Raw genomic sequence first — 16,784 nt, 5'->3', positions numbered from 1 at the left:
TGCAGATAGTTGCGTTCAATCGTCCGGTCGTAGCTGTTATCGCGCATTGGATCGTCCTCCAGTGGAGCGATCCAATCAGCGAATTAGTGAACATGCACAGCAATGACGGAAGAGACTAAAGCTCGTCGAATTCCTTCACTGCTTTCTTCGACGCCAGCGTGCGCCAGTGTCGGCGCAGCAACGGTTCGACGGTGGCGCGGCTGGCCTTCGAGAGGCGGATCAGCACGATCGGATAATCGCGGTAGTGATCGGTGAAGTAAAACGTCTTGGGCTGGCTTTCCACCAGCATCTCGCGCTCGTCCCTTGGCACGCTTGGCATCACCAGGCTGTCGCCGTCCTCCTTTAGCCGCACCAGCATCTTCTTGCGCACCTTCAGGGCCGGCGTGCCGTAGGAGGTGCCGTCCTCGACCTCCGGCCAGAGAAGCGCGATTTTTCTGACATCATCGAAGGTCATGGCTCAGCGCCGTAGGGTGGGCAAAGCGTGCCCACCATTAGCTTGATCGCTGGCGAGATGGTGGGCACGGCGCAAATGCGCCTTTGCCCACCCTACTTCCCGCTCAATGCACGGACGTAAAAAACCGCGCCAGCCGGAAACCCGACAACCAGGTCCATACCGGTTGGTTGCGCATGCCGAGATCCCAGGAGCCGACCACGGCATCGGCGCGGCCGATCAGATTGTCGATCGGCAACAGTCCCACGCCGCCGTCGCGCACGGAGACGCGGCTGTCGGCGGAATTGTCCCTGTTGTCGCCGAGCACGAACAGTTTGCCCGGCGGCACGGTCACCTCGGGCGTGTTGTCGAGCCTTCCATTGTCGCGCATCTTGAAGATCGCGTGGCTGACGCCGTTCGGCAGCGTTTCGATGAAGCGGTAGGCCCGTTCGGTATTGCCGCGATCGTCTTCGGCCTGCGCCACGCCGTCCGGCTTCAACGTCGCGGCATGGTCGTTGATGAAGAGCTGGCCCTGCCGCATCTGGACGCGGTCGCCCGGCAATCCGACCACGCGCTTCACCCAGGCCTGCGAGCGGTCGCCCGGCCAGCGGAACACAACGACATCGCCGCGCTTCGGCGTTTCGCCGAACAGGCGGCCGGTCTCAGGCAGCGTGATCTGGATCGGCAGCGACGCCGCGCCGTAGCCATAGGGAAATTTCGAGGCAACCAACGCGTCGCCGATCAGAAGCGTCGGCTCCATCGAACCGGACGGAACATAAAAGGGCTCGGCGATCGCACCCTTGGCGAGGAACACGACGGCAACAATCGCCGCCAGTTGCACGGCTTGCGCGCGCCAGCTCGACCATTGGCCGGGAGAAGCATCCTTGTGGTCGCTCACCACCTTTTTGTCGCTCACTAACCCGTTCCTCCGACCGTGATCTTTTCCATCCGCAGCGTCGGCTGGCCGACGCCGACCGGCACGCCTTGGCCGTTCTTGCCGCAGGTGCCGATGCCGGTGTCGAGCGCCAGATCGTTGCCGACCATGGTGATTCTATGCAGGTCGGTCGGCCCGTTGCCGATCAGCATCGCGCCCTTCAAGGGTGCGCCGAGCTTGCCGTTCTCGATCTTGTAAGCCTCGGTGCATTGGAACACGTATTTGCCGGAGGTGATGTCGACCTGGCCGCCGCCGAAATTCGCGGCATAAACGCCATTCTTCACCGACGCGATGATTTCCGCCGGATCGCGATCACCGGCCAGCATGTAGGTGTTGGTCATGCGCGGCATCGGCACATGGGCGTAGCTCTGGCGGCGGCCGTTGCCGGTCGGCTTCATGTTCATCAGCCGCGCGTTCTGCCGGTCCTGCATGTAGCCGACGAGGATGCCATCCTCGATCAGCACGGTGCGGTTTGTCGGCGTGCCTTCGTCGTCAATTGAAAGAGAACCACGCCGCGAGGCGATGGTGCCGTCGTCGACGACGGTGACGCCCTTGGCCGCGACCTGCTTGCCCATCAGTCCTGCGAAAGCGGACGTCTGCTTGCGGTTGAAGTCGCCCTCCAGCCCATGACCGACCGCTTCATGCAGCATCACGCCGGGCCAGCCAGCGCCCAGCACCACGTCCATTTCTCCCGCGGGCGCGGGCACCGATTCCAGATTGACCAAGGCCTCGCGGATCGCGCCGTCGGCAGCCTCGCGCCACGCTTTGGTTTCGATGAAGCGCGCATAGCCCTCGCGTCCACCATAACCCTTGCTGCCGCTTTCCTGCCGGTCGCCTTGGCCGGCGACGACGGAAATATTCACCCGGACCAGCGGGCGGATGTCGCGATAGCTCTCGCCGTCGGGCCGCAGGATTTCCACAACCTGCCAGGTGGCGCCCAGGCTGATCGAGGCCTGCCGCACCCGCGGGTCCTTGTCGCGGACGTAAGCGTCGATCTCGGCCAGCAGCTTCACCTTGGCCTCGAAGCCCGGCGCATCCAAAGGATTCTCGTCGCCATAGAGCCGCACATTGGTGTGCGGCGGCGGTGCTGCAAAATTGCCGCTGTACCCGCCGCGCACGGCCGCCACCGCGTCCGCTGCGCGGATCAGCGCCGGCAGCGACACGTCGGAGGAATGCGCGTAACCCACCGCATCGTCCTTTACCGCGCGCAGGCCAAAACCCTGCGAGGTGTCGTAGGTCGCCTGCTTCAAGCGCCCATTGTCGAAGCCGAGCGCTTCGGTCTGGCCGTATTCCAGAAACAGCTCGCCATCGTCGGCGCCCAAAAGCCCCCGCGTGATCTCGCGTCGGACGGCATCGCGGTCGAGATTGGCGCGGTCGAGCAGGGAGGTGGTGGCAGGGTTTGTCATCAAATCAGTCCGTTGTCGGAGGGGCGCATCCAAGATAGTTGTTTCCGGGCCATTCCGCGAGGGGCGGGATCAACACGTTGCTGAGACGATGGCTGTCGTTCAAATTGTTCCGATCAGGGAAGCCCATATCGAGAGCTTTCATCGCGCCCTCGATTTCGTCGCCAGGGAGCGCCGTTATCTCGCGTTTCTGGAAGCCCCGTCATTCGAATCGACGCGGGCGTTCATTCTCAACAATATCAAGCAAGGTTATCCGCAACTGGTCGCCGTTTCAGACGGCCAGGTGATCGGATGGTGCGATATCGTGCCCAACCCAAGGCCGATTTATTCCCACGTCGGCGTTCTCGGCATCGCGCTGCTGCCGGAATTCCGGCGGCAGGGAATAGGCGGGCGTTTGATGCGTCAGACGCTCGACGCGGCGCGCGACTTTGGACTGCGCCGGGTCGAACTGACGGTTCGGGAAAGCAACACGGCAGCGATCAGGCTCTACAAGAAATTCGGGTTTGAAATCGAAGGGCTGCAGCGCAACCGCATTCTGGTCGATGGCGGCTACGAAAACCTGGTCCTCATGGGGATGCTGTTTTAGCAGCCTACGCCTCACGGCAACTTGTCATATCCTTTGCCGGCAGGGTTTGCATCGGGCTCCAGCCTGCCATGGGTATTGGCCCATCGGGACAGTTCGTCGAATACCGGCTTCAAGTCCCTCGCCGCCGGTGTCATTTCGTATTCGACGCGCGGCGGCACTTCGGGAAACACGGTGCGTTTCACCAGGCCTTCGTTTTCGAGGTCGCGTAGTTGGGTGGTCAGCATGTGCTGCGTCACATCGGGAATGGCGCGCCGCAATTCGCCGAACCGCCGCTTGCCGCCGACAAGCTGCCAGAGGATTTCGCCCTTCCACTTGCCGGAGAGCACGCGAAGCGCGCGCTGAAGCTGCGGCGCTGCGGGGCATTCGGACGGCGCGGGCTCATTAGTCTGCTTTTTCATACTACACCAGAAAAATCATCCTACTTGTCAATTTCATCTTAGTACCGAATTTTGGTCTTGAAAGCCCGCGGTCGCCTTAAGCCTTCGACACATTAAGGCCTGGTGCTCGCGGCCGCGGACCGTTTCTCAAATTTTCGGGAGTTTCGATGTCGGACGTTGCTGTGCCTGCCGAGCGCCGTTGGACCTATGTTGCCGTGTGGATTGTCAGAGGATTGCTGGCGCTGGCGTTCCTGGCGGCCGGGGGCGTCAAGCTCTACGGCGTGCCGATGATGGTGGACGAGTTTCACCATATTGGGCTTGGCCAATGGTTTCGCTATTTGACCGGCAGTCTCGAGATCATCGGGGCAATCCTGCTGCTGCTTCCGCGAAAGGCCGGCTTCGGTGCGCTGCTGCTCATCTGCATCATGATCGGCGCGGTGATCACGCATTTGTTCGTCATCGGGGGATCGCCGGTACCGGCAATGGTCCTGCTCGTATTGAACGTGCTCGTCGCCTATTCCAAGCGCGAGGAGATTGCTTCTCTCGCCAGGGCATTTTGAAGCCGCGATAATGCGCCTGTCTTTCCGCCAGGTAATCAAATGGGTCGGGCTGGCGCTGACCTTCATCGTGCCGCTGGTCGTGACGTTGTTGCTGACCGAGCCGGGCTCCGCCGTCTCGAAACCGGACGCGAAGCGCGCCTCGCCTCCGGTGCATCGGCTGGTGCTGCCGATCAATAGCGACGATCCCACCACGATGCGGGCCTTGATCTCGACGTCGCTCAACCTTCCGAAATACTACCAGGACCGCAACGAACCGTTCATGATCGAGATCGTCGCCTACAATGCCGGCGTTCACATGTTCCGTGTCAACACGTCGCCGGTGAAGGATATGCTGCAGGTGGTAAGGGCGGTGAACCCAAACATCCGCTTCGTGGTCTGCGATGCGACGAAGCAGGGCATGCAGCGCAGCGAGGGCCGCCCGATCACGCTGATCGACAATGTCGATCTGGTGCCGAGCGGGCCCGGACGCATCATCGAATTGCAGGAAGCCGGTTGGTCCTACATCCGGTCATGACAAGCGGACACGCACCATGGCGCCACATCGCGGGCCAACACGCCGCACGGTCGTTGCAGGGCTGCTCGGGGCCGGCACCTCGGTCGCGATGTCGGCTGCATCCAATGGCGCCCAGGCCCAAGGTCCGCCGCCATTCGCCACCTCCCGGCATCAGTTCATCCAGCTTCGTGGCGCGAGGCCTATCCCGTCTGTACCGATTCCGCGTCTCTCCGGAGGCGCGATCGATTTGACCTCCTTGAGAGGGAAGGTGGTGCTCGTCAATTTTTGGGCGACCTGGTGTCCGGCCTGCCGGACCGAACTGCCGATGCTGGACAGTCTGGCGGCGAGCGACGTCAGGAATCTCATGGTGATCGCCGTGGCAACGGATCGCGACCGCTCGGTCATTGCGCCTTTTGTGAAAGGGCTGAAGCTCCGGCGCCTTGCGATCGGGCTTGATCCGCAAGGACTTGTGGCAAGAGCCGGCGCAAGCGGCCAAGCCGACACGCCGTTCGCGCTCTATGGCATGCCCATTACCTTTTTGATCGGCATCACCGGGCAAGTCGAAGGCTATATCAGCGGTGAAGCAGACTGGCTTTCCATCGAGGCGCGCCGATTGCTCGATTACTACGGCAATTCCGGTTAAGTCGATCAGCCGGATCTTGCGAAGCTATCGGCTCCGCCCTCACGGCAGCTTGTCATACCCCTCGCCGAGCCCGTTCAGGCTGAGCGGAAACCCAATCCCCTCTTCGGGAGTCTCAAAGATAATGAAAGTTGCCGTCTTGGCGCCCCGGAGCTGGCCCAAGAGTTTTTCGTCCATCACCACCTCGGCGACGCAGCCATTCGGCAGGCATCGCACGAACCCGGCCCGCCCAACGTCCTGGTTATCGAGTTTCAGGCCGAGCCCGGAGGGCAGCAGCACGCCAAGGGGGGCGACCACCCGCATCAGCTTGCTCTTCTGGTCGGCGGTTTTCAGCACGATCACGGTCAGGCCGGCGTTGGAGCGGTCCTCGGCGACCACGCTCTGGATCAGCGCGCATTGCTCGCCTTGGGCACCAGGCGGGGTGTCGCAGCGGATCTGCCAGTCGCCATGGACCGACCGCACCGCGCCCTGCGCGCTCGCCGCCTGGGTCAGGTCGAGCAGGAAGGCCACGGCGAGCAGGCCGCCGAGCCAGCGGGCCGGTTCCAGGCGAGATCCTGCCTGATGTCGTCCCGCCTGATGTTTCGAACGCCCCATCCGGGTCGATCCTCTCACGATTTCCGGCAGCGCCGGCAGCACATATTGTAACTGGACTTACCCGGACTGATACGCAATGACGGCGCCTTGAAGGCGGTCCGAGAGCCTATCCACGCCATCAAGGACCATCCGGCCCAAGCGAATCAGGTCGCTCGGGAGCACCATGACTGTGCCTACATCCGGCAATCGGGCTGTCAAGCGGTGCAGGCCTGCCAAACGGCAGGTTTTGCCTGATTTGTCGGGGAAATCCGACGTCCGGCGAATAGCAGGTGACGCATGGCTTTGCGCACCACTACTGCATTGCGAGAGCCTTGGAATTATGATTTGAGAGGCTGGATTTCGACGCGTTCTAACGATCTGGCCCGGGGTACTGCAGCAATACTGTTGCAGGTACTTTCGAAGGTGTACTTCAAAAGTACCTCCGGTAGGCCGTTTGTGAGGGCGGATCGTGCGGCATTTCCTGCCATCCGGCGGAAATGCTTTGGGGACTATTTCTAAGGGAGCGCGAGCGGCATGAAGATGTCGAAGGGCCTGATGGGCCGGCGGTTGCTGGGGTTGGCGGTAGCGGGCATGGCGCTCGTCTCCGGCGGGACGGCTTTTGGGCAGCAGCCAAAGCCGTGGGAAATCACGCTGCAGGAAGCCGCTACCCCGGTGATGGAAAACATCATCAGCTTCCATAACTTGCTCTTGGTGATCATCACGCTGATCACCCTGTTCGTGCTGGCGCTGCTGGTCATCGTGGTGGTGAAGTTCAACGCCGGGGCCAATCCGGTGCCCTCCCGGACCACCCACCACACCCTGATCGAGGTGGCCTGGACGCTGATCCCGGTGCTGATCCTGGTTGGTATCGCGGTGCCGTCGTTCCGCCTCCTGTTCCAACAGCTCGACATTCCCAAGGCTGACCTGACCGTCAAGGTCACTGGCAAGCAGTGGTATTGGAGCTACGCCTACCCCGATAACGGCAAGTTCGAGTTCGACTCGCTGATGGCTCAGGACAAGCAGCCGCGCCTGCTTGGCGTCGACAACGAGATGGTGGTGCCGGTCAACAAGGTGATCCGGGTCCAGACCACCGGCGCTGACGTGATCCACGCGTTTGCGGTGCCGTCGTTCGGCATCAAGATTGACTCGATCCCCGGCCGTCTCAACGAGACCTGGTTCAAGGCGACCAAGACCGGCATGTATTACGGTCAGTGCTCCGAACTGTGCGGCAAGGACCACGCCTTCATGCCGATCGCGGTGAAGGTGGTGAGCGATCAGGAATTCGCTGATTGGGTTGAGGCGGCGAAGAAGAAATATGCGACCAACCCGGCGAACACCTACGCCTCGGCTGGGGGCCAGGCCGCGCAGTAGGGCGCAGGCCAAGGGACACGCAAGGGACAAGGGCGACGGGACCTGAAAAGGTCCGCAAAGGGACTGCAAGGCAGGATTACAAAATGGCAACGACCGCTGCGACACACCACGATCACGCCCATGACGACCATGCGCATGCCAATCCGACCGGATGGCGGCGCTGGCTCTATTCGACGAACCATAAGGACATCGGCACGATGTACCTTATCTTCGCGATCTTCGCAGGTGTCATCGGGGCTGCGATGTCGATCGCGATCCGCATCGAGCTGATGTATCCCGGCGTCCAGTTCTTCCACGAATCCCACACCTACAATGTGTTCGTGACCTCGCACGGCTTGATCATGATCTTCTTCATGGTGATGCCGGCGATGATCGGCGGCTTCGGCAACTGGTTCGTGCCGCTGATGATCGGCGCGCCCGACATGGCGTTCCCGCGCATGAACAACATCTCGTTCTGGCTGCTGCCGGCTTCCTTCGCGCTACTGTTGATGTCCACCTTCGTCGAGGGTGAGCCGGGCGCCAACGGTGTCGGCGCGGGCTGGACCATCTACGCGCCACTATCGACCTCGGGCCATCCAGGACCGGCGGTCGATTTCGCGATCCTGTCGCTGCATCTGGCCGGCGCCTCCTCGATTCTCGGCGCCATCAACTTCATCACCACGATCTTCAACATGCGCGCGCCGGGCATGACCCTGCACAAGATGCCGCTGTTCGTCTGGTCGATCCTGGTGACGGTGTTCCTGCTGTTGTTGTCGCTGCCGGTGCTCGCCGGCGCCATCACCATGCTGCTCACCGACCGTAACTTCGGCACCACCTTCTTCTCCGCCGACGGCGGCGGCGATCCGGTGCTGTTCCAGCATCTGTTCTGGTTCTTCGGCCACCCCGAAGTGTACATCCTGATCCTGCCTGGCTTCGGCATGATCAGCCAGATCGTCTCCACCTTCTCGCGCAAGCCCGTGTTCGGCTATCTCGGCATGGCCTACGCCATGGTCGCGATCGGCGGCATCGGCTTCGTGGTGTGGGCGCACCACATGTACACGGTCGGCATGTCCAGCGCGACGCAGGCCTATTTCGTCGCCGCCACCATGGTGATCGCGGTGCCGACCGGCGTGAAGATCTTCTCCTGGATCGCCACGATGTGGGGCGGCTCGATCGAGTTCAAGACGCCGATGCTGTGGGCGATCGGCTTCATCTTCCTGTTCACGGTCGGCGGCGTCACCGGCGTCGTGCTGGCCAATGCCGGCGTCGACCGCGTGCTGCAGGATACCTATTACGTGGTCGCGCACTTCCACTACGTGCTGTCGCTGGGCGCCGTGTTCGCGATCTTCGCGGGCTGGTACTACTGGTTCCCGAAGATGTCCGGCTACATGTATTCGGAAACCATCGGCAAGCTGCACTTCTGGTTCACCTTCATCGGCGTCAACCTGGTGTTCTTCCCGCAGCACTTCCTCGGCCTGTCGGGCATGCCGCGCCGCTATGTCGACTATCCGGACGCGTTCGCGGGCTGGAACCTGGTGTCCTCACTCGGCTCCTACGTTTCGGGCTTCGGCGTGCTGATCTTCATCTACGGCGTGGTCGATGCCTTCGTGAAGAAGCAGGCGGCTGCCAACAATCCGTGGGGCGCCGGCGCCACCACGCTGGAGTGGACGCTGACGTCGCCGCCGCCCTTCCACCAGTTCGAAGTGCTGCCGCGCGTGCAGTAAACATTTGTCCGCGGCGCGCTATCGTTGCGCGCCGCGGCTTTAGTGAAGCGAGATAAATCTTGTCGGTAGTCGACCACAATGCCATCGATGCTCTGCCCCGGGTTTCCGAGGCTGATGTCGGTGATTACCTCGCGCTGCTGAAGCCGCGGGTGATGTCGCTCGTGATCTTCACCGCGCTGGTCGGCCTCTTCATCGCGCCCGGCCACGTCCATCCGGTCATCGCCTTCACCTCGATCCTCTGCATCGCGGTCGGGGCCGGCGCCTCGGGCGCGCTGAACATGGCCTATGAGGGTGACATAGACGCTTTGATGTCGCGCACTGCCAACCGGCCGATTCCGCGGGGACGCATCACGCAGGGCGAGGCCATGGCATTCGGCCTGATCCTGTCGTTCTTCTCAGTGATGACGCTCGGCACCCTCGTCAACTGGCTCGCCGGTGCGTTGCTGGCGTTCACGATCTTCTTCTACGTGGTGATCTACACGATGTGGCTGAAGCGCTGGACCGCGCAGAACATCGTGATTGGCGGTGCCGCCGGCGCGCTGCCGCCTGTCGTGGCGTGGGCCGCGGCCACCGGCTCGCTGTCGATTGAGCCGCTGCTCCTGTTCCTCATCATCTTCTTCTGGACCCCGCCGCATTTCTGGGCGCTGGCGCTCTTTCGTTCCGACGACTATGCCCGCGCCGGGATTCCGATGCTGCCCGTGGTTGCCGGGCCCGACGCGACGCGGCTGCAGATACTGCTCTACACGATCGTGCTGGTCGCCATCGCCGCCGCGCCCTGGCCGCTCGGCTATTTCGACGCGGTGTACGGCGTCATTTCGCTGATGCTCGGCGCCGGCATGATGTGGCTTGCGATCGAGGTCTACCGCCACCGCGAAGGCAAGCAGGCGCAGCGCGCCACCCGCCGGCTGTTTGCCTTCTCGATCCTCTATCTGTTCGCGCTGTTTGCGACGCTCCTGCTCGAGGTCGTGATTCGCGCCGTCGCAGCTATGGTCGTCGGGTAGGGGGCGCATGGAACGCTTATGGACGACAAGCGCAAGCCAGATGGAATCGTCCTCACCGAGGCGCAGAAGCGAAGCCGCCGTCAGCGCTCGATCGCCATTGCGCTCGCGCTCGGCGTCCTCGTCGTGCTGTTTTTCGCAGTCACCATGGTCAAGGGGCCGGGCGTTCTCGTCCGTCCGTTGTGATTGAGATGCAGAACGAGCCGCAGATCAGCAAGGGCAGGGCGGAAGGCGAGAGGCTTGCCTCGCGCCGTACCCTGACGCGCGATGCGGCCGTTGCCTCGATCTGCGGCTTCGTCGTGGTGTTGATGGTCGGCGCGTCTTATGCCGCCGTGCCCTTCTACGACTGGTTCTGCCGCGCCACCGGCTTCAACGGCACCACGCAGGTCGCGACTTCGGCGCCATCTGACGCGCCGCTGGAGCGCAAGATCGCAGTGCGGTTCGACGCCAATGTCGGCCCCGGACTGCCGTGGAAATTCGAGCCCGAGCAGAACGAGATCGAAGTCCGCATTGGCGAGGTCGTCACCGTCTTTTATACCGTGACCAACCAGGCCGCGCGTGCCACCGCCGGCGTTGCCGCCTACAACGTCGCGCCGCTCACCGTCGGCGCCTATTTCCAGAAGATCAACTGCTTCTGCTTCACCGAACAGACGATGGGCCCCGGCGAGAAGCGCGAGATGCCCGTGGTGTTCTACGTCGATCCGGCGCTGGCGAAAGACAGCGAGAACGACGGACTGAAGACGATTACGCTGTCCTACACCTTCTATCCCGTGCGCGAACCGGCACAGCGGCCGCTCGCGGCCGGCGAAGCCGACAAGCGCAAGGGAAGCCTGTAAGCTCGGAATTCCGTATCTGGCGGGATTTCGCGATTTGATTGTTGAGACGAATATGTGCCGAAGGGAACGGCACATCTAACGGAGAGACCGCAATGGCTACGGCGCACGCGAAGCACCACGACTACCACCTCGTCGATCCGAGCCCGTGGCCGGTCGTCGGCTCGATCTCGGCCTTCATCATGGCCGTGGGCGCGATCGCCTGGATGCACAAGATGTTTTCCGGTGCTCCAATCGTCTTCGGCGTCGGCACCATCGGCGTGCTCTACACCATGGCGAGCTGGTGGGGCGACGTGATCCGCGAAGCCCAGTACAAGGGCGACCACACCCGCGTGGTGCAGATCAGCCATCGCTACGGCATGATCCTGTTCATCGCCTCCGAGGTGATGTTCTTTGTTGCCTGGTTCTGGGCGTTCTTCAATTCCGCGCTGTTTCCTGCGGATGCGGTCCACGCCACCCGCGACGCGGTGTTCGGTTGCGGTCCGGGGACGGCTGCCGGCGCCTGCCCCGTGCCGGGCACCTGGCCGCCGAAGGGCATCGAGACCTTCGACCCCTGGCATCTGCCGCTGCTCAACACGCTGTTGCTGCTGACCTCGGGCACAACGGTGACCTGGGCGCACCACGCGCTGCTGGAGAACGACCGCCAAGGGCTCAAATACGGCCTGATTCTCACCGTCGTGCTCGGCGCCTGCTTCACCGCCGTGCAGGCCTATGAATATGCCCACGCCACGTTCTCGTTCTCGGGCAACATCTACGGCGCGACCTTCTTCATGGCGACCGGTTTCCATGGCTTCCACGTGCTGGTCGGCACTGTCTTCCTCTTGGTCTGCCTGTTCCGCGCCTATGCCGGCCACTTCACGCCGAAGCAGCATCTCGGTTTCGAATTCGCGGCCTGGTACTGGCACTTCGTTGACGTGGTGTGGCTGTTCCTGTTCGTCACGATCTACGTCTGGTTCCGCGGTTCGGGACCGGTGGCCGGGCACTGATGCAGGGTTGACGTGCTACAAGGGGGCGGTCGGAAGGACCGCCCCTTTTTCTTTCTTCCTTCTCCCCTGTTGGGAGAAGGTGGCATAGGCGGCCGTCGGCCGCCGTACTTAGAAAAAGGACGCCGATGCTTTGCATCGGCTATGGACGCGCAGCGGCGGCGAGACGGATGAAGGGTCTGCATCCGCGGAGAGAACCCCTCACCCGCCCTCGCTTCGCGAGTGCACCCTCTCCCACAAGGGGAGAGGGGAAGGATGGAATATGACGCCTGACCGATCACCCACACTAACCCAGAGCGCACTCCGCGGCCTCGCCTGCCGCTGCCCGCGTTGCGGCAAGGACAAGCTCTATGCGGGCTTCCTCGACCTGCGCCCGAATTGCGAAGCTTGCCGGCTCGACTACGCCTTCATCGATTCTGGCGACGGTCCTGCGATCTTCATCATCATGCTGGCCGGCGCCATCGTGGTCACCGCCGCCCTGATCGTCGAAATCAAATATCAGCCGCCGTTCTGGCTGCATGCGGCGCTCTGGCTGCCGCTGATCGCAGTGACCACGCTTCTGCCGTTACGCTCGATGAAGTCGCTTCTGATCGCGCTGCAATTCCATCACAAGGCGGCGCCCGGACGGCTTATCGACCGCGAGCCGAAATGAACGGCCTTTCGTCACGGCGGCGGCCGGTCACCGGCTTTGCCGTCTTCACGCTGATCATGGTGGGGGTCTTCGCCGGCCTTGGCGTTTGGCAATTGCAGCGCCGGGTCGAGAAGCACGCGCTGATCGCCAAGCTGAATGAGCGGCTCGCGGCCGCGCCCGAGGCGCTGCCGGCGCAAACGCAATGGAGTTCGCTAAATCCGGCCAAAGACGAATTCCGCCGCGTCAGCTTCACCGCGACCTACGCGACACTGCCGGACGCGATGGTTTATAGCGCAGGCTCCGCGGTCCGCGACGATGTCTCCGGTCCCGGCACCTGGGCATTCTTGCCAGCGCAACTCGCCGATGGCAGCGTCATCGTGGTCAATGCCGGTTTTGTGCAGAACACGATGCAGGACCGCAGCCAGCAGGATCGCGCAGTGGGCCGTCTCGTGACCGGCCAGCCCGCGACGCTCACCGGCTACATGCGTTTCCCCGAAAGCGCCGGGACGCTGACTCCGCCGGAGAGCGCGGCAACACGGCTGTGGTTCACCCGCGATCACCTCGCGATGGCGCGCACGCTCGGCTGGGGCGAGGGCGACAAGGCCATCGCGCCGTTCTATGTCGATCTGGAAACGCCTGCACCTGAGAGCGGCATCCCAAAGCCCGGGCCGCTTTCCGTGCATCTCAAGGACAATCACCTGCAATACGCCATTACTTGGTTCACGCTGGCGTTTGCGGTCGTTATCGCGTTCAGCGTGTGGTGGCGCGCGCAGCGCCGCGCCTAAAGTTCCATCCCCGTATTCGTCCGGACTAGCTTAATGGAACCTTTGTTCCGCACAATCATTTAGGTGCCACGGTGAGTTCCGGAAATAGGCTGTTCAGTGTCCATTCACGACGATCGCCATACTCCGTCACCCGCGTCAGTACTCCGGACAAGGTATGGCAACGTGGATGGGATCACGGAATTGGCTGATGATTTCGATCAGGTAGCATTGGTGGTCGACTGGCTGGACGCGTGCCGCAATCGCGACCTCGCGACATTGCTTGACCTCTATGCAGATGACGCGAAGGCCGAATGCCAGTGCGGCGAGGTCAAGGTCAGTGACGGCCGTGCCGCGCTCGAATCCTATTGGCGGCCGCGCCTCGATGCGATCGCACCCACGGCATTCGGGCTGGAGGAAATCACGCCGACCACTGAGGGCGTCGTGCTCGACTACCTGAGCCACGAAGGCACGCCCGTCCGCATCGCGTTCACTTTTTCGCGTGACGGCAAGATCCAGCGGACCATCTGTGCCCCGTCGGGCCGGCCCCTATGCCGGGAAGCTGCCGCCGTTGAGGGCAGCTGACGTCAGTCCCGGCCTGCCTGTCGGGAATGCGGGGCGGAATCGCCTGCTGGAAGCCGGCAACGTACGCAGGTGCGCCCTGCCTCGCGCAACAACTCAAGCGTCCCGCTCAGCGCCCGAACGCGCTCCAGCATTCCCGTCAGTCCGCGGCCGAATACCCGATCCGCCGGAAATCCGATGCCGTCGTCGGATACTTCCACGGTCACTTCGCGCTCGTTGATCCCCGCCGCGACATGCATCGATTTCGCTTTGGCGTGGCGGAGCGCGTTTGTCACAGCCTCCTGGATCACGCGATAGATCGTCTGCGACAGCAGCCCGTCGACCTCGTTCAGATCAGCGTCGATCTGCGACGTCACTTTCAAACCAAGCGACTGCGCCTTCGCATTCTGCAGCAGTGTTCGGATGCTCTTCTCCAGGCCGAGCTCCTGAATGTAGAGCGGCCGCAGGCGGTCGAGGATGCGGCGGTTTGCCTGCTGCAATGTTTCGACCGACTGCAAAATGCCATCGGCCGCGCTCCTCAACTCCGCATTAGCGGACGGGATCGTCTCCAAGAGCGCCACCGTGTTGGCGCGAATCCCGAACAGCAATGGCCCGAGCTCATCATGGAGCTCGCGCGCCATGTCCTGCCGCTCGTCATCCTGCAGCGACACGATCCGGCGCAGCAGGCTACGATTATCCTGGCTGAGGCGATTGAGGGTGCGGGCGAGTTCGTTGGCTTCCTGCGCGCTCCTGCGGATCTCGGGCGGACCGGCAGGGGAAATTAGCTGTTCGTAATTCCCCGTTCGCATGCGGGTCAGGCCGTCGCCCAGATTTTGCAGCGGTACCAATGCGGAACGCGCGGTGAAGTGGGCAATTGCCCCCGTCAGCAGCATCAGGACAATTCCGGAACAGGTCATCGCCAGAAATCCGATCCACTTTTCGTAGATGTCGGCGGACATGTCCGGCGCAAATATGATATCGCCGACCTGCTTCCCCTCGACCATCACGGGGAAGGCTGTCCCGAATTCGGGGATGGCGAGGAGGTGGACGAACCATTCAGGCACCGTTCCCAGGGGAGTCTGCACCTCGGGAGGGTGAACATCGAGGTCGGTCCCGAGGCGCCGAAACCGGATCGTTTCCGACGTTCCCAGCGATTGCACGAACGCGTCGAGGGTTGCTTGCGGATTGGCTGAGGCTTGAAGTGCAGCATTGAGCGCCGCCGCGACCGTTCTGGCCGAGCGAGACCCTGGCGCGGCTTCCTCCACAAGGTGCGCAGAGGCAAAGATCTGGAGCGAAACGGCGCCGGCCAGCAGGGCGGCCACGAACATCAGGCCGAGCGGCAGTAACAGCCGCGTTCTAAGAGAAAGCCTTTCCCACATTTGCACTATTCTAGTTCCCGCAACCCAAGATTTCTCTTTTCAAATGCTGGCAACCGCTTATTTATCCCGAAAGGGGAAGGATGATGCAAAATTCCGCCAGATCGGCAACGAAGGTATTGATCGTCGACGACCATCCGGTGGTTCTGTCCGGTTGCCGGTCGCTGTTCGCCTCGGACAATTCCGTCAAGATCGAGGAGGCCACCGACGCCAAGTCCGGCCACCGCGCCTACATTGCCAGAAAGCCCGACGTCACGGTAATCGACATCAAGCTTCCCGACGTTTCCGGTTTCGAGCTGATGCGGCGCATCCGCAAGGACGATCCGGGCGCGAGGATCATCATGTTTAGCATGAATGACGATCCGGCGTTCGTCGTTCGCGCCATCGAGATGGGCGCGCAGGGCTATGTTTCGAAGGGTGACGATCCCCGGATGCTGGTGCGGGCCGTCCGCAAGGTGGCCGCCGGCGAGAACTTCATTTCACCGCAACTGGCGGAGGCGGTGACGTTCTCAGGAGCTTCGATCAAGGCCAATCCGGCGTCGCTGATGACGCCGCGCGAGCTGGAAATCCTGCGGCTGTTGGGCCGTGGCGACAAGATTGTCGAGGTCGCCGACGCGCTGGAGATTTCTTACAAGACGGTGGCCAACACAACCTCGCTGCTCAAGCAGAAGCTCGGCGCCAAGAACCATTCGGACTTGATCCGGATCGCGGTCGAGATGGGGCTCGGCTGAACGCCACTAAAGCGTGTTAGCGGAAGCCTGCCCCGGACTTGATCCGGGGTGGACACCGGTTCGCGTCAAGAAAACGCATCAAAACAAGAATCTAGAGCCCGGTTCTGATTCAATCAGAACGAAAAGTTCCCGATCATCGATTTTGTTTCGTGGCGATCGTCTGTCGCCGATTGACGGGAAAAATTGGCAAAGTAACCTTGCGAGGCATTTGCAAGGAGAGCTGGATGAACAGCCCGGATATCGCAGAAGCCGCCTTTGCACGGGCCTGGAGCGTCTACCGGCTGATCCACAGCAGTATCGACGAGAACGACGCACGCCGTGCCAGCCTCCAGCGCTTTATCCGACAGCGCTGCATGGCAGGCGAGACCGACACGGAGCTGTTGGCGGTCGAGGGGCTCAAATATCTCAAAAGCCTGGAAGGGCTCCAGGAGGACTAGTTCGCGGACTAGTTCGCCGCCGCCTCATCCGACGGCGCATCCTCTCGGACGGGAAAAACTGGAACAATCGACTATCTCAGGAGTTGCCGGTTGCATCATTGGGAAACCGGAGGAGGACACCTTGAGGAAGTTTCTGATGATCGGGACGCTGGCCTTTGCCGCTTCGGCCGTCGCCGGGCCGGCGCTTGCTGCTGAATTTTATGTGGTTCGCGACGCCACCACCAAGAAATGCACGGTGGTCGATACCAAGCCGACCACGACGACGACCACCATCGTCGACAACGGCGCCTTCAAGACCAAGACCGAGGCCGAAACCAGCATGAAAACCATGAAGGTCTGCACAAGTCAGTGACGGACCCTTCCAGGAGAGAGGGCCGCAGGTTCGCCTGCGGCCCTTTTTGTT

General features: G+C 62.3%; 22 protein-coding genes. 16 read left to right on the top strand and 6 right to left on the bottom strand.

The window, feature by feature from the left end:
* Positions 1 to 115: 115 nt before the first annotated feature.
* The 3 genes from IVA95_RS14770 to tldD form a co-directional block, all read right to left on the bottom strand.
* Positions 116 to 454: an MmcQ/YjbR family DNA-binding protein gene (locus tag IVA95_RS14770; protein ID WP_247511130.1), complete on the bottom strand. Its 339-nt coding sequence runs from the start codon at positions 452 to 454 to the stop codon at positions 116 to 118.
* A gap of 103 nt (positions 455 to 557) precedes the next feature.
* Complete coding sequence (gene lepB / locus IVA95_RS14765; protein WP_247511134.1) at positions 558 to 1,328, bottom strand: signal peptidase I; 771 nt, start codon at positions 1,326 to 1,328, stop codon at positions 558 to 560.
* 17 nt (positions 1,329 to 1,345) lie between these two features.
* On the bottom strand, positions 1,346 to 2,770 hold the full coding sequence (tldD, locus tag IVA95_RS14760; protein WP_213256318.1) for a metalloprotease TldD: 1,425 nt from the start codon (positions 2,768 to 2,770) through the stop codon (positions 1,346 to 1,348).
* A gap of 88 nt (positions 2,771 to 2,858) precedes the next feature.
* Here tldD and IVA95_RS14755 point away from each other — a divergent pair, with 88 nt between their 5' ends.
* Complete coding sequence (locus IVA95_RS14755) at positions 2,859 to 3,353, top strand: GNAT family N-acetyltransferase (RefSeq protein ID WP_247511129.1); 495 nt, start codon at positions 2,859 to 2,861, stop codon at positions 3,351 to 3,353.
* A gap of 11 nt (positions 3,354 to 3,364) precedes the next feature.
* On the opposite strand, the gene IVA95_RS14750 is transcribed toward IVA95_RS14755, so the two are convergent.
* A complete protein-coding gene (locus IVA95_RS14750; protein WP_247511128.1) occupies positions 3,365 to 3,751 on the bottom strand; it encodes a helix-turn-helix domain-containing protein in 387 nt (128 codons plus the stop codon).
* Positions 3,752 to 3,897: 146 nt separating this feature from the next.
* Here IVA95_RS14750 and IVA95_RS14745 point away from each other — a divergent pair, with 146 nt between their 5' ends.
* The 3 genes from IVA95_RS14745 to IVA95_RS14735 are packed head-to-tail and all read left to right on the top strand — an operon-like array spanning position 3,898 to position 5,426.
* A complete protein-coding gene (locus IVA95_RS14745) occupies positions 3,898 to 4,290 on the top strand; it encodes a DoxX family protein (protein ID WP_247511127.1) in 393 nt (130 codons plus the stop codon).
* 10 nt (positions 4,291 to 4,300) lie between these two features.
* The gene (locus tag IVA95_RS14740; RefSeq protein WP_247511126.1) at positions 4,301 to 4,804 is read left to right on the top strand and encodes a hypothetical protein; all 504 of its coding nucleotides are present in this window, start codon (positions 4,301 to 4,303) and stop codon (positions 4,802 to 4,804) included.
* Between the two features lie 16 nt (positions 4,805 to 4,820).
* Entirely contained in the window at positions 4,821 to 5,426 is a 606-nt protein-coding gene (locus IVA95_RS14735; protein ID WP_247511125.1) for a TlpA disulfide reductase family protein, read from the top strand.
* A gap of 39 nt (positions 5,427 to 5,465) precedes the next feature.
* On the opposite strand, the gene IVA95_RS14730 is transcribed toward IVA95_RS14735, so the two are convergent.
* Complete coding sequence (locus IVA95_RS14730; protein WP_247511124.1) at positions 5,466 to 6,017, bottom strand: invasion associated locus B family protein; 552 nt, start codon at positions 6,015 to 6,017, stop codon at positions 5,466 to 5,468.
* Positions 6,018 to 6,530: 513 nt separating this feature from the next.
* Between IVA95_RS14730 and coxB the strand changes: the two genes are divergently transcribed.
* The 9 genes from coxB (at position 6,531) to IVA95_RS14685 (ending at position 13,861) form a co-directional block, all read left to right on the top strand.
* Positions 6,531 to 7,367, top strand: a complete 837-nt coding sequence (gene coxB, locus IVA95_RS14725; protein ID WP_247511123.1) for a cytochrome c oxidase subunit II — start codon at positions 6,531 to 6,533, stop codon at positions 7,365 to 7,367.
* A gap of 83 nt (positions 7,368 to 7,450) precedes the next feature.
* Positions 7,451 to 9,070, top strand: coding sequence for a cytochrome c oxidase subunit I (ctaD, locus tag IVA95_RS14720; RefSeq protein ID WP_247511122.1), 1,620 nt, complete (start codon positions 7,451 to 7,453; stop codon positions 9,068 to 9,070).
* Positions 9,071 to 9,129: 59 nt separating this feature from the next.
* Entirely contained in the window at positions 9,130 to 10,071 is a 942-nt protein-coding gene (locus tag IVA95_RS14715) for a heme o synthase (RefSeq protein ID WP_247511121.1), read from the top strand.
* 18 nt (positions 10,072 to 10,089) lie between these two features.
* A complete protein-coding gene (locus tag IVA95_RS14710) occupies positions 10,090 to 10,254 on the top strand; it encodes a hypothetical protein (protein WP_028348021.1) in 165 nt (54 codons plus the stop codon).
* A gap of 5 nt (positions 10,255 to 10,259) precedes the next feature.
* Positions 10,260 to 10,904 (top strand): cytochrome c oxidase assembly protein, encoded by a 645-nt coding sequence (locus IVA95_RS14705; RefSeq protein ID WP_247511120.1) that lies wholly within the window; start codon positions 10,260 to 10,262, stop codon positions 10,902 to 10,904.
* Between the two features lie 92 nt (positions 10,905 to 10,996).
* On the top strand, positions 10,997 to 11,887 hold the full coding sequence (locus IVA95_RS14700) for a cytochrome c oxidase subunit 3 (protein ID WP_213256298.1): 891 nt from the start codon (positions 10,997 to 10,999) through the stop codon (positions 11,885 to 11,887).
* A 259-nt stretch (positions 11,888 to 12,146) separates the two neighbouring features.
* Complete coding sequence (locus tag IVA95_RS14695) at positions 12,147 to 12,536, top strand: DUF983 domain-containing protein (protein WP_247511119.1); 390 nt, start codon at positions 12,147 to 12,149, stop codon at positions 12,534 to 12,536.
* Positions 12,533 to 13,300, top strand: a complete 768-nt coding sequence (locus IVA95_RS14690; RefSeq protein ID WP_247511118.1) for an SURF1 family cytochrome oxidase biogenesis protein — start codon at positions 12,533 to 12,535, stop codon at positions 13,298 to 13,300. The genes IVA95_RS14695 and IVA95_RS14690 overlap by 4 nt, the downstream gene beginning before the upstream one ends.
* A gap of 180 nt (positions 13,301 to 13,480) precedes the next feature.
* Positions 13,481 to 13,861 (top strand): nuclear transport factor 2 family protein, encoded by a 381-nt coding sequence (locus IVA95_RS14685; RefSeq protein WP_247511117.1) that lies wholly within the window; start codon positions 13,481 to 13,483, stop codon positions 13,859 to 13,861.
* A gap of 2 nt (positions 13,862 to 13,863) precedes the next feature.
* Here IVA95_RS14685 and IVA95_RS14680 read toward each other — a convergent pair whose 3' ends face one another.
* The gene (locus tag IVA95_RS14680) at positions 13,864 to 15,216 is read right to left on the bottom strand and encodes a sensor histidine kinase (RefSeq protein WP_247511116.1); all 1,353 of its coding nucleotides are present in this window, start codon (positions 15,214 to 15,216) and stop codon (positions 13,864 to 13,866) included.
* An 83-nt stretch (positions 15,217 to 15,299) separates the two neighbouring features.
* Between IVA95_RS14680 and IVA95_RS14675 the strand changes: the two genes are divergently transcribed.
* The 3 genes from IVA95_RS14675 (at position 15,300) to IVA95_RS14665 (ending at position 16,733) form a co-directional block, all read left to right on the top strand.
* Positions 15,300 to 15,944 (top strand): response regulator transcription factor, encoded by a 645-nt coding sequence (locus tag IVA95_RS14675; protein ID WP_213256292.1) that lies wholly within the window; start codon positions 15,300 to 15,302, stop codon positions 15,942 to 15,944.
* A 224-nt stretch (positions 15,945 to 16,168) separates the two neighbouring features.
* Positions 16,169 to 16,381, top strand: a complete 213-nt coding sequence (locus IVA95_RS14670) for a hypothetical protein (RefSeq protein ID WP_247511115.1) — start codon at positions 16,169 to 16,171, stop codon at positions 16,379 to 16,381.
* 121 nt (positions 16,382 to 16,502) lie between these two features.
* Entirely contained in the window at positions 16,503 to 16,733 is a 231-nt protein-coding gene (locus IVA95_RS14665) for a hypothetical protein (RefSeq protein WP_247511114.1), read from the top strand.
* Positions 16,734 to 16,784: the final 51 nt, after the last annotated feature.

The sequence above is a fragment of the Bradyrhizobium sp. 157 genome (assembly GCF_023073815.1).
Classification (GTDB): domain Bacteria; phylum Pseudomonadota; class Alphaproteobacteria; order Rhizobiales; family Xanthobacteraceae; genus Bradyrhizobium.
The sequence above is the reverse complement of the archived record's forward strand: the minus strand, read 5'-3'. Positions and strand labels throughout refer to the sequence as shown.